29 protein-coding genes are annotated in these 23,821 nt (G+C 55.3%); 10 read left to right on the forward strand and 19 right to left on the reverse strand.

Translation table 11 applies throughout. The annotated features are described in order from the left end of the window. Positions 1–152: 152 nt before the first annotated feature. Entirely contained in the window at positions 153–635 is a 483-nt protein-coding gene (locus ACWJJK_RS03120; protein WP_133717645.1) for a PepSY domain-containing protein, read from the forward strand. A 184-nt stretch (positions 636–819) separates the two neighbouring features. Here the strand turns inward: ACWJJK_RS03120 and ACWJJK_RS03125 are convergent, their stop codons facing one another. Then, positions 820–1,797, reverse strand: a complete 978-nt coding sequence (locus tag ACWJJK_RS03125) for an FAD-binding oxidoreductase (RefSeq protein WP_077728455.1) — start codon at positions 1,795–1,797, stop codon at positions 820–822. A gap of 29 nt (positions 1,798–1,826) precedes the next feature. Continuing rightward, entirely contained in the window at positions 1,827–2,195 is a 369-nt protein-coding gene (locus ACWJJK_RS03130; RefSeq protein WP_077728454.1) for a group I truncated hemoglobin, read from the reverse strand. A gap of 349 nt (positions 2,196–2,544) precedes the next feature. Here ACWJJK_RS03130 and ACWJJK_RS03135 point away from each other — a divergent pair, with 349 nt between their 5' ends. Together ACWJJK_RS03135 and fdxA are read left to right on the forward strand one after the other, a co-directional pair. Next, positions 2,545–3,045 (forward strand): cytochrome P460 family protein, encoded by a 501-nt coding sequence (locus ACWJJK_RS03135; protein WP_240502385.1) that lies wholly within the window; start codon positions 2,545–2,547, stop codon positions 3,043–3,045. A 218-nt stretch (positions 3,046–3,263) separates the two neighbouring features. After that, positions 3,264–3,587, forward strand: coding sequence for a ferredoxin FdxA (fdxA, locus tag ACWJJK_RS03140; protein ID WP_077728452.1), 324 nt, complete (start codon positions 3,264–3,266; stop codon positions 3,585–3,587). Positions 3,588–3,920: 333 nt separating this feature from the next. Here the strand turns inward: fdxA and ACWJJK_RS03145 are convergent, their stop codons facing one another. After that, complete coding sequence (locus ACWJJK_RS03145; protein ID WP_139841142.1) at positions 3,921–4,172, reverse strand: hypothetical protein; 252 nt, start codon at positions 4,170–4,172, stop codon at positions 3,921–3,923. 291 nt (positions 4,173–4,463) lie between these two features. On the opposite strand from ACWJJK_RS03145, the gene cysB reads away from it, so the two are divergent. Next, positions 4,464–5,438 (forward strand): HTH-type transcriptional regulator CysB, encoded by a 975-nt coding sequence (gene cysB / locus ACWJJK_RS03150; protein WP_077728450.1) that lies wholly within the window; start codon positions 4,464–4,466, stop codon positions 5,436–5,438. A 46-nt stretch (positions 5,439–5,484) separates the two neighbouring features. Here cysB and ACWJJK_RS03155 read toward each other — a convergent pair whose 3' ends face one another. The 13 genes from ACWJJK_RS03155 to ACWJJK_RS03215 form a co-directional block, all read right to left on the reverse strand. Beyond that, positions 5,485–6,222: a phosphoadenylyl-sulfate reductase gene (locus tag ACWJJK_RS03155; protein WP_077728449.1), complete on the reverse strand. Its 738-nt coding sequence runs from the start codon at positions 6,220–6,222 to the stop codon at positions 5,485–5,487. 162 nt (positions 6,223–6,384) lie between these two features. Then, positions 6,385–8,013 carry a chaperonin GroEL gene (gene groL / locus ACWJJK_RS03160; protein ID WP_077728448.1) on the reverse strand — a complete coding sequence of 543 codons (1,629 nt, stop codon included), beginning with the start codon at positions 8,011–8,013 and terminating at the stop codon, positions 6,385–6,387. A gap of 42 nt (positions 8,014–8,055) precedes the next feature. After that, positions 8,056–8,346, reverse strand: a complete 291-nt coding sequence (gene groES / locus ACWJJK_RS03165) for a co-chaperone GroES (protein WP_077728447.1) — start codon at positions 8,344–8,346, stop codon at positions 8,056–8,058. A gap of 235 nt (positions 8,347–8,581) precedes the next feature. Beyond that, a complete protein-coding gene (locus ACWJJK_RS03170; RefSeq protein ID WP_156880252.1) occupies positions 8,582–9,853 on the reverse strand; it encodes an NAD(P)/FAD-dependent oxidoreductase in 1,272 nt (423 codons plus the stop codon). Between the two features lie 50 nt (positions 9,854–9,903). After that, a complete protein-coding gene (locus tag ACWJJK_RS03175; protein ID WP_077728445.1) occupies positions 9,904–10,224 on the reverse strand; it encodes a c-type cytochrome in 321 nt (106 codons plus the stop codon). Positions 10,225–10,579: 355 nt separating this feature from the next. After that, on the reverse strand, positions 10,580–10,795 hold the full coding sequence (locus ACWJJK_RS03180; protein WP_077728444.1) for a DUF2905 domain-containing protein: 216 nt from the start codon (positions 10,793–10,795) through the stop codon (positions 10,580–10,582). Positions 10,796–10,798: 3 nt separating this feature from the next. After that, the gene (locus ACWJJK_RS03185) at positions 10,799–11,719 is read right to left on the reverse strand and encodes a vWA domain-containing protein (protein WP_454128636.1); all 921 of its coding nucleotides are present in this window, start codon (positions 11,717–11,719) and stop codon (positions 10,799–10,801) included. Positions 11,720–11,721: 2 nt separating this feature from the next. Continuing rightward, positions 11,722–12,282 carry an MxaK protein gene (locus tag ACWJJK_RS03190; RefSeq protein WP_143735051.1) on the reverse strand — a complete coding sequence of 187 codons (561 nt, stop codon included), beginning with the start codon at positions 12,280–12,282 and terminating at the stop codon, positions 11,722–11,724. Continuing rightward, a complete protein-coding gene (locus ACWJJK_RS03195) occupies positions 12,270–13,253 on the reverse strand; it encodes a vWA domain-containing protein (RefSeq protein ID WP_156880250.1) in 984 nt (327 codons plus the stop codon). Before ACWJJK_RS03195 ends, ACWJJK_RS03190 begins: the two co-directional genes overlap by 13 nt. Then, positions 13,250–14,161, reverse strand: a complete 912-nt coding sequence (locus tag ACWJJK_RS03200) for a hypothetical protein (RefSeq protein WP_156880248.1) — start codon at positions 14,159–14,161, stop codon at positions 13,250–13,252. Before ACWJJK_RS03200 ends, ACWJJK_RS03195 begins: the two co-directional genes overlap by 4 nt. 12 nt (positions 14,162–14,173) lie before the next feature. Beyond that, on the reverse strand, positions 14,174–15,016 hold the full coding sequence (locus ACWJJK_RS03205; RefSeq protein WP_156880246.1) for a DUF58 domain-containing protein: 843 nt from the start codon (positions 15,014–15,016) through the stop codon (positions 14,174–14,176). Beyond that, complete coding sequence (locus tag ACWJJK_RS03210) at positions 15,013–16,041, reverse strand: AAA family ATPase (protein ID WP_077728438.1); 1,029 nt, start codon at positions 16,039–16,041, stop codon at positions 15,013–15,015. The genes ACWJJK_RS03205 and ACWJJK_RS03210 overlap by 4 nt, the downstream gene beginning before the upstream one ends. A 170-nt stretch (positions 16,042–16,211) precedes the next feature. Then, positions 16,212–16,553 (reverse strand): hypothetical protein, encoded by a 342-nt coding sequence (locus ACWJJK_RS03215; RefSeq protein WP_077728437.1) that lies wholly within the window; start codon positions 16,551–16,553, stop codon positions 16,212–16,214. A 413-nt stretch (positions 16,554–16,966) separates the two neighbouring features. Between ACWJJK_RS03215 and ACWJJK_RS03220 the strand changes: the two genes are divergently transcribed. Next, on the forward strand, positions 16,967–17,800 hold the full coding sequence (locus tag ACWJJK_RS03220; RefSeq protein WP_077728435.1) for a RibD family protein: 834 nt from the start codon (positions 16,967–16,969) through the stop codon (positions 17,798–17,800). Positions 17,801–17,826: 26 nt separating this feature from the next. Next, the gene (locus tag ACWJJK_RS03225) at positions 17,827–18,558 is read left to right on the forward strand and encodes a pteridine reductase (RefSeq protein ID WP_156880244.1); all 732 of its coding nucleotides are present in this window, start codon (positions 17,827–17,829) and stop codon (positions 18,556–18,558) included. Here the strand turns inward: ACWJJK_RS03225 and folK are convergent. Both folK and folB read right to left on the reverse strand, forming a co-directional pair. After that, complete coding sequence (gene folK, locus ACWJJK_RS03230) at positions 18,551–19,048, reverse strand: 2-amino-4-hydroxy-6-hydroxymethyldihydropteridine diphosphokinase (RefSeq protein WP_454128637.1); 498 nt, start codon at positions 19,046–19,048, stop codon at positions 18,551–18,553. The two genes, ACWJJK_RS03225 and folK, sit on opposite strands and share 8 nt — an antisense overlap. Then, on the reverse strand, positions 19,041–19,406 hold the full coding sequence (gene folB, locus ACWJJK_RS03235) for a dihydroneopterin aldolase (protein WP_077728432.1): 366 nt from the start codon (positions 19,404–19,406) through the stop codon (positions 19,041–19,043). The genes folK and folB overlap by 8 nt, the downstream gene beginning before the upstream one ends. Before the next feature lie 83 nt (positions 19,407–19,489). Here folB and plsY point away from each other — a divergent pair, with 83 nt between their 5' ends. Continuing rightward, a complete protein-coding gene (gene plsY, locus ACWJJK_RS03240; RefSeq protein ID WP_077728431.1) occupies positions 19,490–20,080 on the forward strand; it encodes a glycerol-3-phosphate 1-O-acyltransferase PlsY in 591 nt (196 codons plus the stop codon). A 22-nt stretch (positions 20,081–20,102) separates the two neighbouring features. Here plsY and tsaD read toward each other — a convergent pair whose 3' ends face one another. Beyond that, on the reverse strand, positions 20,103–21,140 hold the full coding sequence (gene tsaD, locus ACWJJK_RS03245; protein WP_454128638.1) for a tRNA (adenosine(37)-N6)-threonylcarbamoyltransferase complex transferase subunit TsaD: 1,038 nt from the start codon (positions 21,138–21,140) through the stop codon (positions 20,103–20,105). Between the two features lie 114 nt (positions 21,141–21,254). Here tsaD and rpsU point away from each other — a divergent pair, with 114 nt between their 5' ends. The 3 genes from rpsU (at position 21,255) to dnaG (ending at position 23,741) form a co-directional block, all read left to right on the forward strand. Further along, a complete protein-coding gene (gene rpsU / locus ACWJJK_RS03250) occupies positions 21,255–21,488 on the forward strand; it encodes a 30S ribosomal protein S21 (RefSeq protein WP_026609693.1) in 234 nt (77 codons plus the stop codon). A gap of 12 nt (positions 21,489–21,500) precedes the next feature. After that, positions 21,501–21,950, forward strand: a complete 450-nt coding sequence (locus ACWJJK_RS03255; protein WP_077728429.1) for a GatB/YqeY domain-containing protein — start codon at positions 21,501–21,503, stop codon at positions 21,948–21,950. A 63-nt stretch (positions 21,951–22,013) separates the two neighbouring features. Continuing rightward, entirely contained in the window at positions 22,014–23,741 is a 1,728-nt protein-coding gene (dnaG, locus tag ACWJJK_RS03260; RefSeq protein ID WP_077728428.1) for a DNA primase, read from the forward strand. Positions 23,742–23,821: the final 80 nt, after the last annotated feature.

Below are 23,821 nucleotides of genomic sequence, written 5' to 3' on the forward strand. Positions count from 1 at the left end.
TTTCGGCCGTTCTGCGTTAGGGATTTGTCCCAATTGACGGTACTCGCGCTTGTTGCTTACATCACTCGAACGAGAGGCTGCTCACTGCCCAAATAGCCAAGGCGATGAGCGGCGCATTTCTATTCATCGGACGGACAAGGAGGGTTCGAATCATGAGATTTATCACCTTCGGTTTATTGTGTCTCGTCAGTCTTACCGGTTGTGACGGCTCCGGGAGTTCAGGCGAGAAGAAGGTTCCTTTGGATCAAGTGCCGCCAGCCGTAAGAGCAACGGCAGACAAGGCGGTGCCTGGAGTCCAATGGGAGAAAGCTGAGACGGAAACGGAAAAGGGCCAGGCCATTTACGAACTGAAGGGACGTGATTCATCGAATCGTAAAGTAGAGGTTGAGGTGACGCCCGAAGGGACATTGGTCGAGGCCGAGACCGAGATTCCGTTGGAGGAGGTCCCCATCGTCGCGCGTGAAGCATTGAAAGCGAGGCTGCCCAATTTCAAACCGGACGAGGTCGAATCGGTCACTAAGGGAATTGGCCCCGCCGGATACGAGTTCGAGGGACGGGACGAAAGGAACAAGAAGATCGAGGTTTTTGTTTCGGCGGATGGCACTCAGGTGACCATCGAGGAAGATGATGACTGAGGAAGGTATTTTTTACGCTCGGTCGGTTTCGCACCACCCTGAGCAACATCTACTCGACGGGAGCGGCCTGAAGGTAGCCTCCACATCTCACGTCTCCGTCGATATCAGGGGCAGGGATGGTCGCGGCGGTTCACGTTCCTGCCGACGCCAAACCCGGGACCCGCTAGGCTCCGAGTTTTTTCGATCAGCTGGGAATCACACGTGACGTGAACGCGTCGCACACGATGTCTTTCATGGATGCGCCTGCCAGGAAGGCTTTCTTTTGAGCGGCTTTCACCATTTCCGGGTGTCCGCACAGAAAAACTCGCCATCCTGTCAAGTTGGGCACCTCATTCAACGCGATCTGGTGAACCCTTCCGCTTGCGAATTCTTTCGAAACGTGGCTGCCCGAAAGACAGGCTGTGTACTCGAAATTGGAGTAGGCTCTGGTAAGTTCTCGCAGTTTATCGGTTAGGTAGAGACCGTTCGGAGTCCGGCTGCCGTGAAAGAGCCTGATCGGTCCGATATGGCCCTGGGCGAGAGCGTCACGAACGACGCCGTACAGCGGCGCCAGTCCGCTGCCCGTGCCGATCAGCAGCAGGCCTTGTTCGGGCGATCCGGGTAGGTAATAGCAATCGCCGCCTGGACCTTGAATGTCGATCGTGTCGCCCGGGCGCAAGGCGTCGTGCACCCAATTGCTCACTTTCCCTTGTGGTACTCGCCGTACGTGGATATGAATATGAGGATCTTCGGTCGGTAGGCTGGCGACGGAATAGCTTCGCGCCAGATTCTCGCCCTGATACAGGTTGATGAATTGACCGGCCCGATACTCGATCTGTTCGTGGGCTTTCAGGCTGACCTGCATGATCTCGGCGTTTAGAAGCTCCATGCCCACAATCGTCGCGGGGGTCCTGGAAAGCTCGTTGCCAGGCAACGAGACTGAAAGGGTTTCTTCCGGATTGCAAATACACGCCAGAAAGTAATTCTTGGCTTTTAGCGTCGGCTTCAGTCCTTTTTGCGAAGCTTCCGGTGGACGCCCGACCTCCGCCCGCATCAGACAGGCTTGGCAAATACCGGCGCGACAACCGAACGGCACGGATGCGCCGTGCTCGGTCAAACACTCAAGAACGGACTGACCGTCGCGTAGCGAATAGATTTGTCCATCGTAGCGGATATTCGGCATCGAGACCCTTCCCCAGAATAAACCGCGGGTTATCGACCGAGAACGTCGTTCCGAGTACTTTCGGCGATGGCCGCAGCTTCGGCAATAAGTTCTTCCGGAACTTTGAGTTCCTGCATGGTCGCGGCCAGGTTTTCCATCACCGCATCAAAATGAGCGTCGTTCAATCCGTTCTTGACAAGATGAGCGTGGCCTCGCCGCATGTCGAGACCGGAGTAGTGATGGGGACCCCCGAATGCCATGGTCAAGAATGCTTTCTGCTTGGCCGCTTGTGCCTCCATGTCGACGCTTTCGAAGAAATGGGCGATTCGGTCGTCGCTCAAGACCTTGCGGTAAAAAATATCGACGGCAGCGTCTACGGCAGCTTCGCCCCCCAGCTTTTCAAAAAGACTTTGGCTCATTTAGAGTTCTCCAAAACTATGGGTTTCTGTCAATCATGTAGCATTAATGCATCTTTACGCGCATAAAAAAACGCGTAAATCGCGTTTATTGCACTTAATATGCGTGCTCGATGAATATTAAGAGACGGTACGCTACTCTGTCAATCGGCCTAGGTTTGCGGATTGCAGGCTTGGACAAAAAGACCGAAAATCGGCTGCCTTTGTCCCCGGCATCCGCTAGACGCAACACCTTGGCAAGGTTCGACGATCGGTAGCGCTGGATTTACCTTATTCGAGTGAAGTGCCGGTGATAACGTGTGTTCGTCTTCGCTAGGGGGCAAGTTTTACGACTCTCAGAGGAGATTTTGCAGTGAAAAGAATTATGATGATCTTGGGGGCCGCGGTCATCGCGACGTTTGCTTGGGCGGAACAGTCCAATGTAGCACCGGCTCCGAATGGGATTACGATCCCGCAGAATTATAAAGATTGGCGGCTAATCGCTGTTTCTCAGCGTCCGGAAACCAGTACGCTCCGTGCCATTTTAGGTAATGATGTCGCTATTGCTGCGGCGAGAGCCGGAAATACCAATCCTTGGCCAGATGGAGCGGTGCTGGCCAAGCTGGTGGTAAAGCAAAAAAACCATCCCAAATATCCCACGGCCATGGTGCCGGGTGAATTCGTCCATGCCGAGTTCATGATCAAGGATTCAGCCAAGTATGCTTCAACGGGCGGCTGGGGTTTTGCCCGCTGGCTGGGAGAGAAGCAGGAACCTTATGGCAAGGACGCGAATTTTGCACAGGAATGCGTCGGCTGCCACACGACTGTTCAACAGAACGATTGGGTATTCACGGGACCGATCAATTTGCCTTGAACCGGAAAAGACGATATCGGCGGGGGTTGCTTGGGAATTGCCCCAGGTGCATGTAAAATGCGCCTCTTAATTTCAAGAGGCTGCCCGTCACTGCTGCTTGCAAGATAGATTGGAACGGGTTTGGCGGGGCGGTGAAACTGCACGCATAGAGCCGAGTCCAATAACGAGCGAAACAGGCTGTTATCTGGTAACCCATACAGCTTACAGGAAAATTTGAAATGACTTTCGTAGTAACCGAAAACTGCATCAAGTGCAAATTTACCGATTGCGTCGATGTTTGCCCGGTCGACTGCTTTCACGAGGGGCCGAATTTTCTAGTCATCGATCCTGATGAATGTATCGACTGCACTTTATGCGAGCCCGAATGCCCCGCGAACGCGATTTATTCCGAAGATGAAGTTCCGGAGGGCCAGGAACAATTCATCCAATTGAACGCGGAGCTTTCGAAAGTGTGGCCAAGCATCACGGAAGTCAAGCCAGCTTTGGAAGATGCGGACGAGTGGAACGGCAAACCGGACAAGATGCAATATCTCGAAAAATAATCGGAAGGTCGTGGCTAGCGATGAGTTATACGGCGGGGAGTTCAATCGGGTTCGATAATTCGTCTTTTCGTCGCCTCAACTGAAAAGTCTCAATCTCCGCTGTCGAGGGCGCTGTTGAAGTCAGCAGCGCCTTTTTGTCGTGAACAGTCGGTCTTGAACCGAACACGTTTCAGCAGCTGCCGCTGCTGTTTTCACAATCGCTCAAGATTTGTCGTCCGCTCTTGGAAAACTGAACTGGGCGGCGCGTGCCGGGATGTGCGCACCAGGCTGCGGGGTCTTGTAAGATATACGGCTCGATCCCGATGAAATCGTCTTCATAAGGATCTTCGGTAATCATGCGGAAGTGCGTTCGCACGCCGCGATCCGCTCCCCGCGTGGAAAGATGTATCCGTCCTCGTCGCGAAACTTTTCGTAGGTGCCGCGGTAAATGACCGCATGGCCGCGGTCGATGTACTCCTTGCCTTCGCCTTTTACGGTGGTTACGGTCACCGATCGGAATTCGATGCTCCGATGGCCTGCCACGGCATCGTATCCCACTTGTCCAGCTTCACCGCAACGGAGGTCCGACTCGACCCATGCTTTCAAGAATTCCTGTTCCTGAGGCACCCGAAATACAAGCGCTCCGCAGTTTCGAGTCGGTTTTGAGGTGGAGCGGGAACCGGTTCGTCGGAAACGATACCGGCAACGGCGACAGGCGTTTAGCAGTCCTCGCAGATCTTACCTAGAGATAGAGTATTTGCCGAAATTCGGGGCTGCTCGAGGTTGGTAGCTTTTCGCGATTAATTCAGCCTTAGGGTTGAGCTTTGCGAAATGATGCTATTGAAAAGAGTATAATTTTTGTTTCCCTCGTTCACTCGGGATGACGCCGAAGACGCCATGAAATTGCAGCAATTACGCTATATCTGGGAAGTTGCGCAGCACGAATTGAATGTTTCTGCGACGGCGGACAGCCTCTACACGTCGCAGCCCGGAATTAGCAAGCAAGTCCGGCTTTTGGAGGATGAACTGGGGCTTCCGATTTTCGCGCGGAACGGCAAGCACCTGACGGAGATTACCGCAGCCGGCAAGCAGATTGTGGCGATTGCCGGAGAAATTTTGGGCAAGGTCCAGGATATAAAGAATATCGCGCAGGAACACCGCGACAATAAGGTCGGTTCGCTGTCCATCGCCACTACGCACACGCAGGCGCGCTATGCGCTTCCTCCCGCCATAAAGGAGTTCATGCGTCGTTACCCCGGGATCAAGCTCAATATCAACCAGGGCACGCCGATGCAGATTTCCGAATTGGCGTCGCGCGGGGTTGTCGATATGGCGATTGCCACCGAAGCGATGGAGCTCTTCGAGAATCTCGTCATGCTGCCGTGTTACCAGTGGAATCGCTGTGTCTTGGTACAGCAGGGGCATCCATTGACGGAAAAGGCGGAGCTAACTTTGCAGGATGTCGCCGAGTATCCCATCGTGACTTACGTCTTCGGATTTACCGGACGTTCGCAGCTGGATCAGGCGTTCGAGAAGGCAAATCTGCATCCCCAGTTAGCTTTGACTGCGGTGGATGCGGACGTGATCAAGACCTATGTAAGGCTCGGTTTGGGAGTCGGAATCGTTGCCAAGATGGCTTACGACCCTGTCGCGGACGCCGATCTGATTCCGCTCGATGCCAGTCATATGTTCGGTTTGAGCACGACGAAGATCGGGCTGCGGCGGGATATGTTCATCCGCGGATTCATTTACGAGTTCATCCGCTTATTCGCGCCGCATCTGACGCGGGAATTGGTGGAACAAGCCATGACCCAGCGGGAACAAAAAGACGTCGATGCCTTGTTCGAGAATATCGCGCTGCCGGTGCGCTAGTTTTCGCATGCCCGGCTTGGTGATGCGCCAAGGCCGGTGTTGATCCTCAAGCTTTTTCAGCTGTTTTCAGATTCCCGGCATGTAGGCCGCATTCCTTCTTCCCGGCATCTTCCCACCACCACCGGCCTTCGCGCTCATGCTGATTGGGCAGAATCGGCCGAGTGCAAGGTTCGCAGCCTATGCTGACGAAACCTTTACGATGCAGTTCGTTGAAGGGCACGTCGTAGGCTTCGATGTAATCCCACACCTGCGCCGACGACCAGTTCGCGAGCGGATTGAATTTGATCAGGCGATGGTCGGGCGTGGAAAAAGCTTCGTCAAGCTCGATCTCGGCCAAATTTTCCCGAGTCGGGTTTTGGTCGCGTCGCTGACCGGTAATCCAGGCGTCCAGCTGACTAAGCTTCCGGCGAAGCGGCTCGACCTTGCGGATGCTGCAACATTCGTGATGGCCGTCTTTGTAGAAGCTGAATAAGCCTTTTTCTCTGACTAAAGTTTCCAGTTGCACGCGATCCGGCGAAAGAACGTCCAGCCGAATGGGGTAGCGCTCCCGAACGGTCTCGATCAATCTGTAGGTTTCGGGATGCAAGCGACCGGTATCCAAGGTGAAGACCTGAATGCCCGGCTTGAGCTTGCTGGCTAGGTCGATCAATACCACGTCTTCGGCGCCGCTGAAGGAAATGGCGATGTTGTCGAACCATGTCAGCGCCGCCTTGAGAATCGCGCGGGGATTTTTTCCGGCCAATTCGCCTTTAAGCTGATCGAGATCGAAGAATTGAGTACTCATGTCGTATCGGGGTAGAAACCGTGACGGATAAGGTAACACACGAGATTCAATCCTAAAAATTCTAAAAACAACTTTTGATATAGAAAAACGGGATAAGATCAGACGAAAAAGCCCCGCCGTTTTCGGCGGGGCTTTGGTGTTCTCGGTCGTGGAAGCAACCGATTACATCATGTCTTCCATTCCGGCACCGGGCATGCCGGCTCCTTTTTCTTTCTTCGGCTGTTCGGCCACCATGGCTTCCGTGGTGAGCATCAGACCGGCCACGGACGCGGCGTTCTGCAGCGCGGAACGGGTGACCTTGGTCGGGTCCAGGATACCCATCTGAATCATGTCGCCGTATTCACCGGTCGCAGCGTTGTAGCCGAAGGTGCCTTCGCCTCCCTGAACCCGGTTCAGGACGACCGAAGCTTCTTCGCCCGCGTTGGTCACGATTTGACGCAGCGGCTCCTCGATCGAACGGCGCAGGATGGCGATACCCACGGTCTGGTCGTGGTTCTTGCCCTGCAGATCCTTCAGCGCGTTTTGAGCACGGATGAAAGCGACGCCGCCGCCCGGAACGATGCCTTCTTCAACCGCAGCGCGGGTTGCGTGCAGCGCGTCTTCCACGCGGGCTTTCTTTTCTTTCATCTCGACTTCGGTGGCTGCGCCGACTTTGATCACGGCAACGCCGCCGGCCAGCTTGGCCACGCGCTCTTGCAGTTTCTCGCGATCGTAGTCCGAGGTGGTGTCTTCGATCTGCTTGCGGATCTGCTCGACGCGAGCCTTGATGTCTTCCGCTTTGCCGGCGCCGTCGACGATGGTGGTGTTTTCCTTGTTGATCTGGATCTTCTTCGCACTGCCGAGATCGCCCAGGTCGACTTTTTCGAGGCTCAGGCCCAGTTCTTCGGAAATGACGCGGCCACCGGTCAGGATGGCGATGTCTTCCAGCATGGCCTTGCGGCGATCGCCGAAGCCCGGCGCCTTAACGGCGCAAACCTTGATGATGCCGCGCATGGTGTTGACTACCAGGGTCGCCAACGCTTCGCCTTCGACATCCTCGGCGACGATCAACAGCGAACGACCGGATTTCGCCACTTTTTCGAGCAGCGGCAGCAAGTCGCGGATGTTGGAGATCTTCTTGTCGTGCAGCAGGATGTACGGGTTTTCGAGCTCGACGCTCATGGTTTCTTGGCTGTTGATGAAATAGGGCGAGAGATAGCCGCGGTCGAACTGCATACCCTCGACAACATCCAGTTCGTTGTCCAAACCGGAACCTTCCTCAACGGTAATCACGCCTTCCTTGCCCACCTTGTCCATCGCGTCGGCGATGATTTTGCCGATGCTCTCGTCGGAGTTGGCGGAGATGGTGCCGACCTGGGCGATGGCTTTACTGTCGGTGCAGGGCTTGGAGAGTTTCTTCAGCTCTTCGATGACCACGCCGACCGCCTGATCGATGCCGCGTTTGATATCCATCGGGTTTGCACCCGCCGCTACGGATTTCAAGCCTTCGCGGACAATGGCCTGAGCCAGGACGGTTGCCGTGGTGGTGCCGTCGCCGGCGACGTCGGACGTCTTCGAGGCGACTTCCTTCACCATCTGAGCGCCCATGTTCTCGAACTTGTCTTTCAGTTCGATCTCTTTTGCGACCGAAACGCCGTCTTTGGTGACGGTCGGTGCGCCGAAGCTCTTTTCCAGCACGACGTTACGGCCTTTCGGGCCCAGGGTCTGCTTCACTGCGTCGGCCAGAACGTTAACCCCGGCCAGCATGCGCTGACGGGCGTCATCGGAAAAACGGACTTCTTTAGCTGCCATCAGTTAATTCCTCCAAAATCAGTCTGAACGTTAGGTCGTGGATCAGGCTTCGAATACGCCCATGATGTCGTCTTCGCGCAGCATCAGATATTCGGTGCCGTCGATTTTGACTTCGGTACCGGCATACTTGCCGAACAAGACTTTGTCACCGACTTTTACATCCAGTGCGCGCACTTGACCGTTATCCAGGGCTTTTCCGTTTCCTACAGCAACCACTTCGCCTTTGATCGGCTTTTCCTTTGCGGTGTCGGGAATGACGATTCCGCCCGGGGATGTTTTTTCTTCTTCCCAGCGTTTTACGACGATACGGTCATGCAAGGGACGAATTTTCATGATGACTGTTTTCTCCTTGAAGAAGTTTGAACCTCAAAAAAACACTGTAGTGTTAGCACTCTCTGTCGAGAGCTGCTAACAATATAGCGATGCGGATTTAGTTTTCAAGGGGCGCAATATGAAATTTTGATTACCGAATCGAGCTAGCATTTCAGAAAGGATGAAGGCCAGCGTTAGGCTGGCCTTCGGTTTTATGGCCTCGCGTGGCCGGTCTTGTGGAAAGCGGGTCGCCGCCCTACCTAAACGAATCGGCGAAGATGTTGTCGGCCCAATGGAACATGTGCTCGTAATTTTCCGACGACGGCTCCGCCGCTTCGCCGAACGAATCCTCGACGCGCTTCATGCTGTGCGTTGTCGGATCGTATTGGTAAACCGCAGTCAACCACGACGCTTCGGTCTCGGTGATGGGGCTGAAGCAGGCCGAATTGGTCGTCGGCTGCGGGTCCGGTGTTTCGCCGACGAACGCGCGGATGATCGAGTCGACGCAAACTTTGGCCTGGGAGTTCGCCATGTGGCCGGACTTCGGTTGTGCCGTTGCCTGAGAATCGCCGATCACATAGATGTTTTCGTAGACGGTTGAACCGTAAGTCAGCGGATCGACCGTCGCCCATCGGCCCGTCGGATCGTTGACCACGCCGGCGTCGAAGACGATCTGTCCGGCTTTCTGGTTGGGAATCATGTTGAGCACGTCCGCCGACAACGCGCCGATCGTGGTGTCTATTGTCTTGAGCGATGAATTGACTTGGGTAATGCCTACGTTGGCGTGGTATTCGAGCGTTCCTGCATAGGTCTGGCTGAATGCCGTGCCGAATGTATGCGGCTCGGCCACGATGTCTGGGTTCGCATCCAGCACGATGATCTTCGAACGTCGCTTCTTGCGCTTCAGATAAGCGGCGACGATACATGCACGCTCATATGGGCCGGGTGGGCAGCGATAGGGCGCTTTGGGGACGTTCATGACGAACACGCCACCGTCCGGCATGGCCGCCAATTGATTCTTGAGCAGGGTAGTCTGGGGCCCGGCTTTCCAGGCGTGGGGCGTCAGGTTCGGGTCGTACAGACGTTCGGCTCCGGCCGGATTCGGGTTGATGAAGTCGATGCCGGGCGCAAGGATCAGATGCTCGTAGTCTAGTGTGGCGCCATTCGACAGACCCACCTTGCTACCGACCGGGTCGATGGCGGTAGCCAGGGCTTGGACGATCTTGACGCCTCGATTTCTTAAACCGTCGTAGCTTAGGTTGATCCGGTTCATCGAGATGGCGCCGGTGATGACCAGGTTGGACAAAATACAGGCGTAGTGTGTGGCGTTGGGCTCAACCAGGGTGACATCGATGGTATTGTCCCAATGTTTGAGGTATTTGGCCGCCGTCGCGCCAGCGAAGCCTCCGCCGATGATGACGACTCGATTCGAGAGCGGTGTCGCGGCGCTCAAACTTCTGGGCATGGCCGCAACAAGCGAGGTTGCGCCGGCGAGTTTTAGAAATTGCCGTCTGTTGAAAGCAGTCATGTTTAGTCTCTCCTGTCGGGAGTTGGCGTCATTGGTCCTGCGGTAGGAGGCTAGTCGTCCGAGGACGAGGCTCGCGGAAGCGAGCCAAGGTAGTCGGCGATCAACCGTAGTTGATCATCGGTATAACCGCGGGCTTGCCTGTCCATGATGTCCTCGACCGGGCGGTACTTTCTTTCGATCAGCTCGTCATACAACTCGTCGGCAGACTCCCCTGCCAGCGACTCATAGCCCGATCCGTCGGTTCCGTGACATTGCGCGCATTGCGCGGCAAGGAGACGTCCGGCGGGAGGCTCGGAAAAGGCGCTTAGTGGAGTGGCCGTGGCAGTAATCAATACGAAACACGTTCTTAGGGGGTAAAACGATTTACGCATGTGTTACCTCGCTCGGTGACGTTAATGAGGTTTGGCCAATTCGTTTGCCGTCGCGCGGTCACTTAAGTTTCCCCGCGCGACGGGACGTTTCTCTGTCGCCCTTGGTGGGGGGGCAGGTTTCGGGTGTGTTTCGGTAACCCTACGGGATGTACTGAAATTTCCATGCCGCGGCCGCTTTCTGGGCGGATTCTTGTTCCCGAATACCGGGTTAACGTACCGGGTCGTGACCAAAGGAGTTACAGAATATGCTAATAAAACAATAAGTTGATATGGCATTAGCGGAAACCCGTGCTGGTGTTCACGCGGCTAGATGAAGCTGCGACGATGGACGCGAGCTCGGCGGTTGTGACGCCGGCTAGCGACGAAAGAACAGGTTGATCAGCAGAGTCAGCGCGAGGCTGATGATGATCATGGAGGTGATGGGGATGAATATGTACCGATTCTCGTCCTGAATCCGGATATCACCGGGAAGCTTTCCGAACCAGCCGAACAGTCCCGGGGCGTAGGATAGGACCAATCCGAGCAGAAACAGGCCGATACCGACGTAGATGAGAATTTTCCCGAAAGACATCGCTCAAGTCCTCTTTGACGCTTCGCCACCATCAATCAAGTAGACCGTCGCGAACAGCAAGAGTGCTGCGATGCCTAGCAGCCACCGAATGTCGGTTTTGGTCGTGCGGCGCTCGACGAATTCCGGGGCGCGTAATGCGTCCATGAGACCTTCCGGCGTTTCCAGGCGATGATAGCGGAGGCCGGTTGTCGCGCTCAGTTCACGTAGATGGTTTTCGTCCAGCCAGGAAAGATAATAGCCTTTGCGCGGCGGTCGGGGTACGGTCTCGGTTGTTTCGTAGGCTGTGCTGGATTCCGGCATTTGCGCGATATCGGTGTTTTCCCAATAACCGATGAGCCGGTTTTCGCGATCGTATTTCGGCACTGTGGTCGGATGCAATCCGCCCACACCCACAATCAAGCCAGCGATTTCTCCCGGTTTTCCGGAAAATGTCGGTCGTATTGTTTGCGGCGGTGCTTCCTGGCCGTCGGTGAAGAGCGCCAGCCGAATGCCGGGATCTCGGTTTTTTACGTCCCGGATAGCGGCATAAACGCCTTGAGCGACAAAGCTGTTGGCTGCCCAGGCCATGCGCCAGTCGACATGGGCGAGCACATCGTCGATCACGCGCAGGTGTTCGCACACTTCTATGGGTTCGAACAGTAATTGAACGCTCTGAGTGGTGAAAAGTCCGAGCCCGACTTCCGAGCCGCACGGAAGATCATGCACCGCCTGCCGGATCGATTCCTTGACGAAATTGAGCCGGTCCGCCGGCATGTTTGCGACATGGTAATCGCGGACATTCATGCTTTGCGTGATGTCGATGACGAAGGCATAGCGGTAGACCCGAAGCGGCAGCGGGAGTTTCGGATCGGCAAAGGTCAGCGCCACGAGCACGGTGGCAACGAACAGCGCCGTCGTGCGCCAGTCCCGGCGAACGAGCCGCATCCTCACGGCGCACCACCCGGAATCGTGGGCACGGTAGCGAATACACTGGGTTTCGCTCCGTGCCAATCCGCCTTTTCCCGCTCCTTGGCCGGCGGGGTAATCCTATGTGCGTATTCGAGATTGAAACGGGCATCCCAGTTAGCCGGATTCAACCGAAGAGTCTTCTGCAACTGTTCCTTGGCCAGGGCGACCAGCGTGTTGACACGGACATATTCCAATACGCCTTTGGCGTTCCACAGTTGGGCGGCCTCTCGAAGATACAGTGTTCCAAGATTGTAATGAACCTGCTCGCGAAGGTGCTCGTCGCCGCGTTCGAGAATGGTGGTGTAAAGGCGCAGGGCTTCCTGCGTCTCGCCCGATCGTTCGAGCCGATGGGCTTTGGCGAGTACCAGAACGGGCGGTGTTTTGTCGTCGACCTCGACCCTTTCCGGCTGGGAGATTAGAGTGTTTTGGCGGGCGATTCGGAAAACGGCATAACTTTCGTAAACGACTCCGGCCAGGAGGGCTGCCAGAAGACCCCAGATCAGCATCGGCGAGCGCCACATTCGCATCAAACGGGCCACGACTTCACCTCCAATGCTTTGGCGCTCAGGAGCAGTGCCAGAAATGCGAGAGCAGCGGCATAGCAGTAGCCGGAGATGTCCCTTCGCGGCAGTTTTTCCAGGTAGTGCAGCGGAAGATTTTCCAACTGCTCGACCTCTAGAATTGCGCGCTGCAGCGCTTCCGGATTTTCCGCCTCGAAAGCCCGATAGGGGACGCCAAGGTTTTGGAAATATTGATGTAGAAAATATTCCGGCGTCGTGCTTTCGCCCGGATTGACCGGCTTCTCCGAAAGGCGTCCGCTCCTTGGATTTCGGAGGTAAATCCAGTAAAGGGTCGCCTGCGTTTCCTGAAACCATTGCCGTAGCTGGTCGCGGGTTTCCTCTTCGATGCGCGCCGCTCCGTCCGAGACCAGCAGAACGATTCGGGACCCGGTGAACGGCTTTCCGCTGTAAAAATCGAGCGCCATCGCCAATCCGGGCGCGATGTTGGTTACTCCGTGACCGCGACCGCTGGTCGCTTCGATAGCCGCTAAGATCGCCGGCCGATCTTGAGTGAAAGGCATGACGTAGATTGGTGCAGCCGAAAAATCGATCATGGCGAACAGATCGTGCTCCCGTCGGGCGACGAATTCGGCCAGCAGCTTGCGGGCTATGGCGCCTTTGGTTTCCTGCGCGCGACCGCCCATATAGCTGCCGGAGAAATTCTCGTTCATGCTGCTGCTCCTATCGAGCAGAAGCACGATGTGGGCCCCGGTCCCGACTCTTTCCACCCATTGCTCATGCAAGTAAGGACCCGCGATGCCCAGGCTGAGACTAAGCGCTGCAGCGGCGGCGCTAGACCGCAGCAGTCGATCGAGCATCGTCGACAGCGGATCGCTCGGGAGCATCGAGATGGAGGGATAGGAAATCGCGGTTTGCCCGCGTTTTAATAAAGGAATCAGGGCGGTAATGCCGAGAATCAGTGCCCAAGGTGCGGAAAGCCCGATGTTCAAACACTCCTCCGTTCAGCAAGGACACACTGGCGGCATAAGGCTTCAAGCCGGGAAAACAGGGAATCCGCTGGTATCGGTGCATCGGGGGCGGTGAAAAAGACTTGCCGGGACAGGGCGAAGAAATGGTTAAGCTCGTCTCGAAGCTCGGCGAAGGCCGGATGGTCTGCCAGGAAGGATTCCAATTCCCCGGCAAACAGACGAAAACCGGCGGTGTCGTCCAAGGCTCGGTGCAGGAGCTTGATCGCGGTCCGGTACGCATCGGCATCGGCCGGTTTACGGCTGAGCTTCTTGAGATCGCGCATGGTGCGCGCAAACGGCGGGGCTGTCTTTGTAAAGAACGGCAGCTTGCCGTAACGCCATGCGAGAAGCGGCAGTACGGCCAGGGTTCCGGCGAGATAGGCGATAAGCCTCAGGCGGTGTGACAGGATCGGAAGCGGCTCCGGTACCACGGATTCGCGGATTTCGACTTTTTCGTCTGCAATGTCGGGCGGAATGATCGGTGCGATCGTGATATACCACGGCGGCGTTCGCGCTTCTAGCGGGGCTTGTCCCTGAAAACGGACCGGCAGTGACGGGATGGTCAATTTTTCCGGTTGCCGTACGCCTTTGAACACCTGATAGGTCAGCCGCAGTCGGTAATGGGCTACGTCTTTCGCGTTAGTCTTGGTCCAACTGACGGTGCGGAGATCCAGCCATTCATCGAGCGCGCCGGGCTTGGGCAGATATTCGGTCTCCAAAGCATAGCTTTCGGGTACCGTGATGAGGACGTGATAATCGATCAGGTCTCCCATGACATAGCCGAAATTCCGCGGTATCGACGGCTCGATGCGAGGCGTCAATTCGGCGGAGCAGGCGAGGGCAGGGGCCAGTAGAAGCGCCGGGCTCAAGCCGAAAAGCAGTTTAAACATCGGGCGCATCGTTCAGGTTCGATAAAAATAACGGGTTAGCTCGTCCGGGTCGAAACGGTCGATCAGGAAGAACGGCTCTCGACCATGAAGCGCGAATATCTGCCCCAGTTCGTCGCGCCGCTTCTCGAACGACGCCCGGATCTTCTCTCGTAGCGCGGGCCGCATGAGCAATCGCCGCCGGGCACCGGTCTCGGGGTCTTCGAAATTAACGAGACTCCACGAAGGTAGCCGATCGAATTCGGCGCTGTTCCATAAAACCACCGGCACCACATCATGGCGGACCAGGGCCTTGAGCAGTGTATCGAGGCGATCCAGGGTTAAATGAAAATCCGAAACGAGAAATACTAAGGCTTTCCGTTTCCCGAGATACGGTACGACCTCGTTCAGCCCGTCGGAGGATCTGCCCCGAGGGCGGAGGTTCTTGAGGTTCTCCAACAGTTCCGGCGCGGCGCCTTTATGCCAGCGCAGCGGCAGGAGCATGTCCTGGAGTATCGTGCTGTCGCAGCCGATAAAGCCGAAGAAGTCGCCGGTGCGGTAGGCGGTATAGGCCACCGAAGCGGTGAATTCGGCCAACAGTTCGGTCTTCGATCTCGTGCCCCGGAAACCCATCGATGCCGAAAGGTCGGCGACTACATAAACGGGAATCGCGCTCCTTTGGCGAAAAGTTCGCACCATGAGCTGCTCGAAAGGATCGTGCAGTGTGGCGCGTATATCCAGATTTCGCGGGTCCGGATTGGATGTTAATAGCGTATGACCGGCGAATTCGTAGCCGCCGCCCTGCCGTGCACTACGGTGGTGGCCGGGATGGACACCCGGTGAGCGCCAATTAACGTGATAGTGAAACTCGGGGATCAAGGCGCCGCGACGCGTTGCAGAATACCGCTCATGAGTTCACCGACCAGATCGCTTCGGCGAAGTTCATAAACCGGATTGAAGAAGACCCGGTGAGCGGTGGTGTCTACGAAGACCTGCCGAATGTCCTCGGGGATCAGGCTGGTCCGATCATTCAGCCAAGCCGAGACCCGGGCCGCCCGCATCATCATGCTCATTCCCCTGGGGCTGGCGCCGGCCAGGACCAATTGCCGCATGTCCACGCCGTCCATTTTGATGCCGTAATCCTGAGGTCGCCGAGTCGCCTGCCAGAGATCGAGCGCGTATTGTTGCAATGCGTCGCTGGCCTTGATCTCGACTTGAATGACACGGGCGATATCCGCAATGTCGCGGTAGGGCAGAACGCCTGGCTGTACGTCCTCTATCAGCCGATCGGTGTCGTGAAACCGGGGGTCAAACATCAAGGCACGCTGCATAGCCGGGTCCTGTGGCGTTTCGATGTGCAGTTCCATCAGGAAACGATCGCGTGCCGCCGAGGGAATTTCGAAGGTTTCTTCCTTCTCGACCCGATTGCGATCGGCGAAAACCAGGAGGTGCGGGAAAAAATACTCTCGGTTGAAGGCCGTTATGCTGCGTTCGGCCATGACCCGCAACAGTAATGAATGCACTTGAGGGCGGGCCCGGTTCACCTCGTTGAAGAAGAAAACGGAAAGCTGCTCGCCGTTCTTGAGGATGGGGCCCGGATCGACCTGCGGCCTGCCTACCTCGTTGATATAGGTATGGTAAATGAGATCGTTGGGCATCAGGTCGATGGTGCCCTCGATTCGTTCGTAAGCGCCGCCCAGTCCCCTAGCGACTGCTCTAAGTAAAGTCGTTTTACCCACTCCGACGTCGCCTTCCAGCATGACGTGGCCGCGGGAGAAAATCGCTAGCGTGATTTGGCGGATGGCGTGATCGAGGCCGATTACGGCGTTTCCGATTTCTTGCTGGAAGCTCAGGGCGCGCTGCCGCCAATCTGAGAGCAAGGTATCTTTGTCGTATCGAGACATAGCGCAGAAACGGGTCAACGGAGTAGAGAGAGGTACAGCAGCTGACCCAATAGGTTACAGCATCGGAAGGTGCAAAGGAAAAACCCCGCATTGCGGGGTTTTTGTCAGGGTTGGTTGCCGGTCGATCGCTTGCTAGAAATGCATGGCGTAATCGTACGAACCGACGTTCCTTAAGCGGTACCGGTCTCGGTCTGCTTTCCCGAATCGATGAGCGGATCGAAGCGCTGAATTTGGCTGTATCCGAAAGAGATCAGTTGCACGCCGATGTCGACGACGAGTCTGTAAAGTTCCGGCATGCGCGAAACGAGATAACCGATGTAGCCCAAGGCCGAGATACCGAGTCCGGCGGCGAGAACGGTCGGCAGGCCAATGCCGTGGAAAATTCGAACAATCTGGGTCAGTATGTCCAGCGGCAACAGCAGCATGACGCCGAAGTAGACGAGCGTCATAAAGGTAAACAACACGAATACGACGAACTTGAACGTCTTCGCCAATATAAGATCTATTTTCATGCGTATTTTTTCCTTCCCAAGCTAAAGCTAAAAACCTCTTCTTCGGGCCGGACCGATGGGAGTTGTGATTGCCGCCCAAGCCTCCGCGGTAGATCGGGAGCCCCTTCAAAAAACAAAAGCCGCGAAATACCGGCTTGAATTAATATGACTGTGATAATTTTCGCGGCATTTTAGCATATCAATCCTCCTCGGCCAGCTTTAATCGGGGCGAAGGATCTTGACTCAAAGCGGACGGATACCGCAGCAATCCAGTATTGCCGAGTGCGACGGGCCGGTCGGCTTTATCCGAAGGATAGCGATACTTTCGATCGTCATGAAATTCGACATGTGGAAATTCCGGACGTTTTGTATCGAGCATGCGAAAATTGCTTCCGTTTCAGTGCGAGGCATCTATACACGGCACCTTTCTTTAAATGACCAAGAAAGTTTTTCGTCTGTTTCCCCCACCCTTTGAAGAAGTCGTTCTAGAAGGACTTTATCTACAACTGAATCTGCACCGGCAGGGCACGCCCGACTCGCCGTTCGTCTATGCCAATTTCCTTACCAGCCTGGACGGGCGGATCGCGCTGGAGGATTCGAGCGGTCAGACTTACCTTCCGAAAAGCCTGACCACGCCGGATGATTTTCGGTTGTTTCTGGAGCTGGAGTGCCAGGCGGATTGCCTAATCACTCACGGCGGGTATCTCCGTTCACTGGCGCAGAAGCGCTTGGGAAACATTCTGCAAGTCGGTTTGACGGATACGACTCGCGATCTCGCGAAGTGGCGCGAGGAGCAGGGGCTGAGCCCTCAGCCGGCGATCATTATCGCGAGCGCCAGTCTGGATTTTCCGATGCCGGCATCCATCAAAGAACATCGTCAAGCCTGTTATATCGCTACGGGAGAACAGGCGGACCCCGCAAAGCTGGACTATTGGCGCAAGCAAGGTTACGAGGTGATTCTGGCGGGAAAGGGCAGAATGGTGGAGGGCGACGTGCTAACGCGCAGGCTGGGCGAGCTAGGTTACCGAACCATTTACCTTATCGCCGGACCCCATATGTTGGATACGATGGTGCGGAACGGACGTCTGGCGCGCCTGTTTCAAACCATCACCCATCAGTTGATGGGTGGGGAGGCGTTCCGTACTTTGCTGCCGGGACCGGAATTGGGGCCGTTTGGACACTTGAAGCTGGTGTCCTTGTATTACGATCCGACCTCGCCGTTGGGGGCGGGGCAGTGGTTCGCGCAATTCGAAAGCAATCACTCGTAGAGGCTGTGGGAGTCAAGGGGAATTGTATGGTGAAATCGGCGCTCGTCACTGGCGCGGCTCGCCGCATCGGCGCTGAAATCGTGCGTCGGCTGCATGCGGCCGGATACAACATCGTGCTGCATTATCACCGATCGGCGACCGATGCCGAGGCTTTAGCCAACGAGCTCAATGCCGTGCGAGCGAACTCGGTTCGTTTGTTGCAGGGCGATCTGCTTGAAACGGGAAGACTGACCGAACTCGTTCGGCAGGCGGCGGCGTTTTGGGGTGGTTTGGACGTGTTGGTGAATAACGCTTCCGGTTTCTATCCTACGCCGTTTGGAGCGATCACTGAGGTTCAATGGAACGACCTCTTGGGCAGCAACCTCAAGGCGCCGTTTTTCCTGGCTCAGTCGGCCGTTCCCTATCTACGCGACCGTAAGGGTTGCATCATCAACATCGGCGACATTTACGCCGATCATCCTATCGAGAAATATTCGGTCTACAGTCTCGCCAAGGCCGGATTGGCGACGATGACCCGCGCTCTTGCCAAAGAGTTGGCGCCGGAAATTCGAGTCAATGGCGTCGCGCCGGGCGCCATTCTATGGCCCGAGCACGACGCCGATCCCGCGAAGAAAGCTGAAATCTTGGCGCGTATTCCTATGAAACGCGCCGGGGAGGCTTCGGATATCGCGAAAGCGGTATTGTTTCTGGTCGATGATGCGCCGTACGTGACCGGGCAGATGCTGGTCGTGGATGGCGGGAGGAGTTTATTCAGCTGATATCCGAAACCGAGCCCACCCGCCACTGGTTGACGCTAGTCTTGTCGAATTTGGCCCACAGCTCGGCGTAGGTCTCGCCGATCACCGGATGCTTTCGATTCGGCGCGATCTCCGCGAGCGGCTCCAATACGAAGGCGTAACGGGTGATGTCCTCGCGCGGCAATGTAAGCTTTCCTTCTTGGAGCACCTCGTCGCCGTAAAGAATCAAATCGATATCGAGGGTACGCGAGGAGAACTTTTTGCAATCTCGTGTACGCCCATGATTGTTTTCGATCTCGCTCAGGATCTTTGCGATCTCGGATACCGGGAGTTCGGTGGAAAAGGCCGCTACCAAGTTGTAAAAGCGAGCGCCTTCGAAGCCTACCGCTTCGCTTTCGTAAACGCCGGAGACAGTCAACGAGCCGACACGCTCTTCCAGCTCTTTCAAAGCGGAAGGAATGTGCTTTTCTCTTTCGATATTGCTGCCGATGCTCAGGAAAACATCAGGCATATTTTCGTTTATCTCCTCTTTCGATAATGATTCCGACATCGCTGGCTTTACGGATCGCGCCCTTCTTGTTTAGCGTCAACCTAAGCCACGGCACATCAAATTCATCGATAACGATTTGAGCGACCTTCTCGGCTAGAGTTTCCACGAGAAAGAAGTCGCTTTCTTCCACGAAAGAAATGATGCGTTTGGACACCGCTTTGTAGTCGAGCGTGTGTTCGATATTGTCCGATGCCGCCGCCTCGCGGATGTCGGTACCCATTTCCAAATCGATCAGGATGGTTTGCTTGATCTTTCTCTCCCAATCGTAGATGCCGATCACCGTCTCGATCTCAAGGCCGCGTAGAAATATAATGTCCATCGTCAATCCGACCGGTTTTCGCTATTTCGCGAATTGGTAACATAAAAATTACAAAACTGGCAACCAGGATACATAATAAGCGCATGGCGGTGTGGTTTTTAGTTCCTTTGGCCTATTTCCTAGGCTCGCTATCCAGTGCGGTAATCGTAAGCCGATTGTTTCGCCTTCCCGATCCCCGAGAACAGGGCTCGAAAAACCCCGGTGCGACCAATGTGCTGCGGTTGGGTGGTAAAAAAGCAGCCGCGATTACCTTGTTAGGAGATGCCGCCAAGGGGTTGGTTCCGATCTTGTTGGCCAAGGCTTTTGACGCTGACCTGCTTGTGATCGCTTTGGTGGGGTTGGCGGCATTTTTTGGCCATCTTTACCCGGTATTTTTCCAGTTTAAGGGCGGCAAAGGCGTTGCTACAGCCTTGGGGGTGCTCTTGGGATTTTCATGGATGGTAGGCTTGGCTGCTCTATTGACGTGGATTGCGATTGCTTTCGTCTCGCGTATCTCGTCGCTTGCGGCTTTGGCTGCGTCCGTTCTGGCACCCGTCTACGTTTGGCTTTTGACCGGTTCCGAGGCGTTGATTGGCGCCTCGGTCGTGATGGTCTTGTTTCTGATTTGGCGGCATCGGGGAAATATCGAGCGTTTGCGTCATGGACAGGAAGCGCGGATCGGGCGTAAAGCCTGACGGTTTCAGAATTGCCGCTTGTTTAGGCTGTTGACTCTTGCGATAGGGCGAGCGGTGCTAACTTGCTTAAGGGCCACCGCGGAAGAGCGTTGATCTCGGGGGGCTCCGTTTGGCCGGCGAGCAGTCTCTGGCAGCCGGCAAATGCGATCATGGCGCCGTTATCGCCGCAAAATTCGAGTCGCGGAAAATAAACCCGGCAGTTTTCTTCGCTAGCCATGTGCTGAAGTTTGTCGCGCATAGATCGGTTGGCGCTGACTCCGCCCGCGACCACTAAGCGGGTGAGCCCGCTTTCCTTGAGCGCCCGCCGGCATTTGATCGCCAGTGTATCGACCACCGCATCCTGGAATGCCTTGGCAATGTCCGCTTTATCCTGTCGAGTTTTGGCGGTGGATGCGAATGTTTGTAACGTATGCGTTTTAAGGCCGCTGAAGCTGAAATCGAGACCTGGCCGATCGGTCATGGGGCGAGGGAATTCAAACCGATGGTCGTCGCCTTCCTCGGCCAATTCTGCGATCGCGGGACCTCCTGGATAGCCCAGATCAAGCATCTTGGCGGTTTTGTCGAAGGCTTCCCCGGCGGCATCGTCCACCGATTCTCCCAAAATGTGATACAGGCCGATGCCTTCTACCTCGACGAGCTGGGTGTGGCCACCGGAAACGAGGAGCGCGATAAACGGAAAATCGGGTGGGTCGGACTCCATTAAGGGCGCGAGCAAATGGCCTTCCATGTGATGTACCCCTATCGATGGAATTTCCCATGCCCATGCTAGGCTGCGGGCGACGGAAGCGCCTACCAGGAGCGCGCCGATCAATCCCGGGCCGGCTGTATAAGCGATTCCGTCGATTTGCCGTTTGGAAATGCGGGCGTCTGCGATTACTTGCCGAATCAGCGGAACCAGTTTTTTGATGTGATCACGGGAGGCCAGTTCGGGTACTACGCCTCCATACTCCGCATGAGTTTTTACCTGACTATACAGGCGATGGGCCAAAAGTCCCTTGGTGGCGTGATAGATCGCCACGCCCGTTTCATCGCAGGATGTTTCAATGCCGAGTACGTACATACAAATTGACTTTTACCTTGCGCTCTGTAGTGAGTATAATTAGCACTTTTAAGTTGGCGGGGTAATCCTGCCTCGGGAATTTCGTCATTTTAGTCATCAATCTTGGGAAGCTACATGCCGTCGATTAAGCTTAGAGAAAACGAGCCCTTTGAAATTGCTATCCGTCGTTTTAAACGTGCCTGCGAGAAGGCCGGTATTCTTTCCGAAGTGCGCCGCCGCGAATTCTACGAGAAACCGACCGAGGAACGTAAGCGCAAAGCGGCTGCAGCAGTGAAGCGGCATCTGAAAAAGCTTTCCCGCGAACGGTTTGCTCTGCAGAATTTGCGCAAAGGGCGCCCGCAAACCTGATAGCCCCTTTCGATGAGCGTATTGAAAGAACGTCTCCAGGCGGATATGAAAGCCGCCATGAAAGCCGGAGAAAAAGATCGGCTGGGCGTCATTCGGCTGATAATGGCCGCCATCAAGCAGCGCGAGGTGGACGAGCGGATTCAGTTGGATGATGCGCAAGTCCTTGCCGTTCTGGACAAGATGGTCAAGCAGCGGCGTGAATCCATCACGCAATTTCAATCGGCAGGGCGGGATGATTTGGTTGCTGCGGAACAGGCGGAGCTTGGCGTTATTCAGGAATACTTGCCGCAAGCATTGAGCGAAGAGGAAGTGGAGTCTCTGATCAAGGAGGCTTTGGCGGAATCGGGTGCTTCCGGAGTCGGCGATATGGGCAAAGTTATGGCCGTGCTGAAGCCAAAAATGCAGGGGCGAGCCGATATGTCGATGGTTAGCTTGCGGGTCAAAAGCCTGTTAAGCGGCTAGGACACGGTAGTCTTGATGTTTTTTAGGAACGGCGTAGCGTGAACTGAGCTGCCGGTATAAACGATGGCCGGCAAGATTCCCCGTCAATTCATTCAAGAACTGATCGCTCGTATCGATCTGGTCGATCTGGTTGATGCGCGCGTGCCGCTTAAGCAAGCCGGCAGCAACTTTACTGCTCGTTGTCCTTTTCATAGTGAAAAAACACCCAGCTTTACCGTAAGTCGCGATAAGCAGTTTTACCATTGCTTTGGTTGCGGCGCACACGGTAATGCCATTGATTTTCTGATGGGCTATGACCATCTGAGTTTTGTCGAAGCGGTGGAAAGTCTCGCTGCGTCGGCGGGGTTGAAAATTCCGGTAGACGCCCAGAGTGCGACGGTAGATCCGCAGTCTAAGATGGCGAAGGCCATTTACGAACTGCAGGATGCTGTTTCCCGATTCTATGCACACCAGTTTAAAGTCCATCCCGAAACGTCGCGAGCTATCACATATTTGAAACGCAGAGGGGTCAGCGGCGAACTCGCTCAGCGATATCGCTTGGGTTATGCTCCTCCGGGGTGGCAAAATCTACCGTCGGAGTTTTCGCGGGAGCTGCTGGAGGCGGCGGGTCTTATGATCATGAAAGACGATAAGGCTTATGACAGATTCAGGGATCGTATTATCTTTCCCATTCGGGATCGCCGAGGCAGGGTGGTGGGCTTTGGCGGACGGGTGATGGGCGACGAAACGCCGAAATATCTCAATTCGCCCGAGACTATCGTTTTCAAAAAGCACAAGGAAGTATATGGACTATACGAGCTGTTAAAGCAGTCTCCGAGGCCGGAGCGCATCGTCGTGGTCGAGGGCTATATGGATGTGATCGCCTTGGCTCAAAACGGCATTTCCAATTCGGTTGCAACGCTTGGAACTGCTACGTCCGCTGATCATGTCGAGCTGCTTTTCCGTTATACGGATGAACTGGTTTTTTGTTTCGACGGAGATTCTGCGGGACAGAAGGCTGCCTGGAAAGCGCTCGAAGCAAGCCTTTCGTTCTTACGGGACGGACGGCAAATCCGATTTCTGGTTTTGCCGGAGGGGCAAGATCCTGATTCCTTGGTCCGATCGGAGGGTGCGGATGCTTTCCTAAACCGTCTCGATACCGCGTTACCTTTCTCTGACTATTTCTTCAGGTGTTTGGTGCGTCGGCTTGATTTAGGCACCTTAGAGGGACGCGCCGCTTTGATTAACAAAGCCAAACCATTGATTGGTAAGTTACCTGCTGGTGTTTTTCGTGAGATGATCGACAAACGTCTGGAGGAACTTGCGGGGCATGGGGTAGTCGAACCATCCGATAAATCGGCTAAGCTTGTAGGACCGTCGGAATCAAGGGTTGCATCCGTAAGAGGCCGAGTGCAGCCCTCTGCATCACGTATCCTTTTGGCGCTTCTGGTCCAGAATCCAGAACTTGCGGCCATGGTTGGGGCTGACCTGCGTAGTAAGCTGCGTACGGTTAATAAGAATGGATACTTAATCGAAAAGGTGCTCCGGATTCTGGATGAAAATCCGGGTTCGACTAGCGGCGGTATCCTGGAGCATTTTCGCGGTGCGCCGGAGGAAAATTTTATCGCCAACCTCATAGAGTGGGATACTTTGTTGCCCAAGGAAGGTATACGAGCTGAGTTCTCAGATGCTTTAATGCGTTTCAGTCATCAGCTCAAGCGGGAGCGTTTGGATGAGCTCATCAAGAAATCGAAAAAAATGCAGCTCAGTTCCGAAGAGCGGGAGGAAATGCGAGTGCTCATGAGTCAATGAGGCCGGTAATTTAAGTTTCCTGTTTTCTCAAACTTTTAATATACTGTATTGTTTTGCGGGCATACAGCAGTCGCGGGTCA

This window comes from Methylocaldum gracile (genome assembly GCF_053646815.1).

What these genes read in the sequence shown, in the direction of transcription:
- ACWJJK_RS03120 (WP_133717645.1), top strand. Translation starts at nt 153, where the DNA reads ATGAGATTTATCACCTTCGGTTTATTGTGTCTCGTCAGTCTTACCGGT.
- ACWJJK_RS03125 (WP_077728455.1), bottom strand. Translation starts at nt 1,797, where the DNA reads ATGCCGAATATCCGCTACGATGGACAAATCTATTCGCTACGCGACGGT.
- ACWJJK_RS03130 (WP_077728454.1), bottom strand. Translation starts at nt 2,195, where the DNA reads ATGAGCCAAAGTCTTTTTGAAAAGCTGGGGGGCGAAGCTGCCGTAGAC.
- fdxA (WP_077728452.1), top strand. Translation starts at nt 3,264, where the DNA reads ATGACTTTCGTAGTAACCGAAAACTGCATCAAGTGCAAATTTACCGAT.
- cysB (WP_077728450.1), top strand. Translation starts at nt 4,464, where the DNA reads ATGAAATTGCAGCAATTACGCTATATCTGGGAAGTTGCGCAGCACGAA.
- ACWJJK_RS03155 (WP_077728449.1), bottom strand. Translation starts at nt 6,222, where the DNA reads ATGAGTACTCAATTCTTCGATCTCGATCAGCTTAAAGGCGAATTGGCC.
- groL (WP_077728448.1), bottom strand. Translation starts at nt 8,013, where the DNA reads ATGGCAGCTAAAGAAGTCCGTTTTTCCGATGACGCCCGTCAGCGCATG.
- groES (WP_077728447.1), bottom strand. Translation starts at nt 8,346, where the DNA reads ATGAAAATTCGTCCCTTGCATGACCGTATCGTCGTAAAACGCTGGGAA.
- ACWJJK_RS03170 (WP_156880252.1), bottom strand. Translation starts at nt 9,853, where the DNA reads ATGACTGCTTTCAACAGACGGCAATTTCTAAAACTCGCCGGCGCAACC.
- ACWJJK_RS03175 (WP_077728445.1), bottom strand. Translation starts at nt 10,224, where the DNA reads ATGCGTAAATCGTTTTACCCCCTAAGAACGTGTTTCGTATTGATTACT.
- ACWJJK_RS03180 (WP_077728444.1), bottom strand. Translation starts at nt 10,795, where the DNA reads ATGTCTTTCGGGAAAATTCTCATCTACGTCGGTATCGGCCTGTTTCTG.
- ACWJJK_RS03185 (WP_454128636.1), bottom strand. Translation starts at nt 11,719, where the DNA reads ATGCGGCTCGTTCGCCGGGACTGGCGCACGACGGCGCTGTTCGTTGCC.
- ACWJJK_RS03200 (WP_156880248.1), bottom strand. Translation starts at nt 14,161, where the DNA reads ATGTTTAAACTGCTTTTCGGCTTGAGCCCGGCGCTTCTACTGGCCCCT.
- ACWJJK_RS03210 (WP_077728438.1), bottom strand. Translation starts at nt 16,041, where the DNA reads ATGTCTCGATACGACAAAGATACCTTGCTCTCAGATTGGCGGCAGCGC.
- ACWJJK_RS03215 (WP_077728437.1), bottom strand. Translation starts at nt 16,553, where the DNA reads ATGAAAATAGATCTTATATTGGCGAAGACGTTCAAGTTCGTCGTATTC.
- ACWJJK_RS03220 (WP_077728435.1), top strand. Translation starts at nt 16,967, where the DNA reads ATGACCAAGAAAGTTTTTCGTCTGTTTCCCCCACCCTTTGAAGAAGTC.
- ACWJJK_RS03225 (WP_156880244.1), top strand. Translation starts at nt 17,827, where the DNA reads ATGGTGAAATCGGCGCTCGTCACTGGCGCGGCTCGCCGCATCGGCGCT.
- folK (WP_454128637.1), bottom strand. Translation starts at nt 19,048, where the DNA reads ATGCCTGATGTTTTCCTGAGCATCGGCAGCAATATCGAAAGAGAAAAG.
- folB (WP_077728432.1), bottom strand. Translation starts at nt 19,406, where the DNA reads ATGGACATTATATTTCTACGCGGCCTTGAGATCGAGACGGTGATCGGC.
- plsY (WP_077728431.1), top strand. Translation starts at nt 19,490, where the DNA reads ATGGCGGTGTGGTTTTTAGTTCCTTTGGCCTATTTCCTAGGCTCGCTA.
- tsaD (WP_454128638.1), bottom strand. Translation starts at nt 21,140, where the DNA reads ATGTACGTACTCGGCATTGAAACATCCTGCGATGAAACGGGCGTGGCG.
- rpsU (WP_026609693.1), top strand. Translation starts at nt 21,255, where the DNA reads ATGCCGTCGATTAAGCTTAGAGAAAACGAGCCCTTTGAAATTGCTATC.
- ACWJJK_RS03255 (WP_077728429.1), top strand. Translation starts at nt 21,501, where the DNA reads ATGAGCGTATTGAAAGAACGTCTCCAGGCGGATATGAAAGCCGCCATG.
- dnaG (WP_077728428.1), top strand. Translation starts at nt 22,014, where the DNA reads ATGGCCGGCAAGATTCCCCGTCAATTCATTCAAGAACTGATCGCTCGT.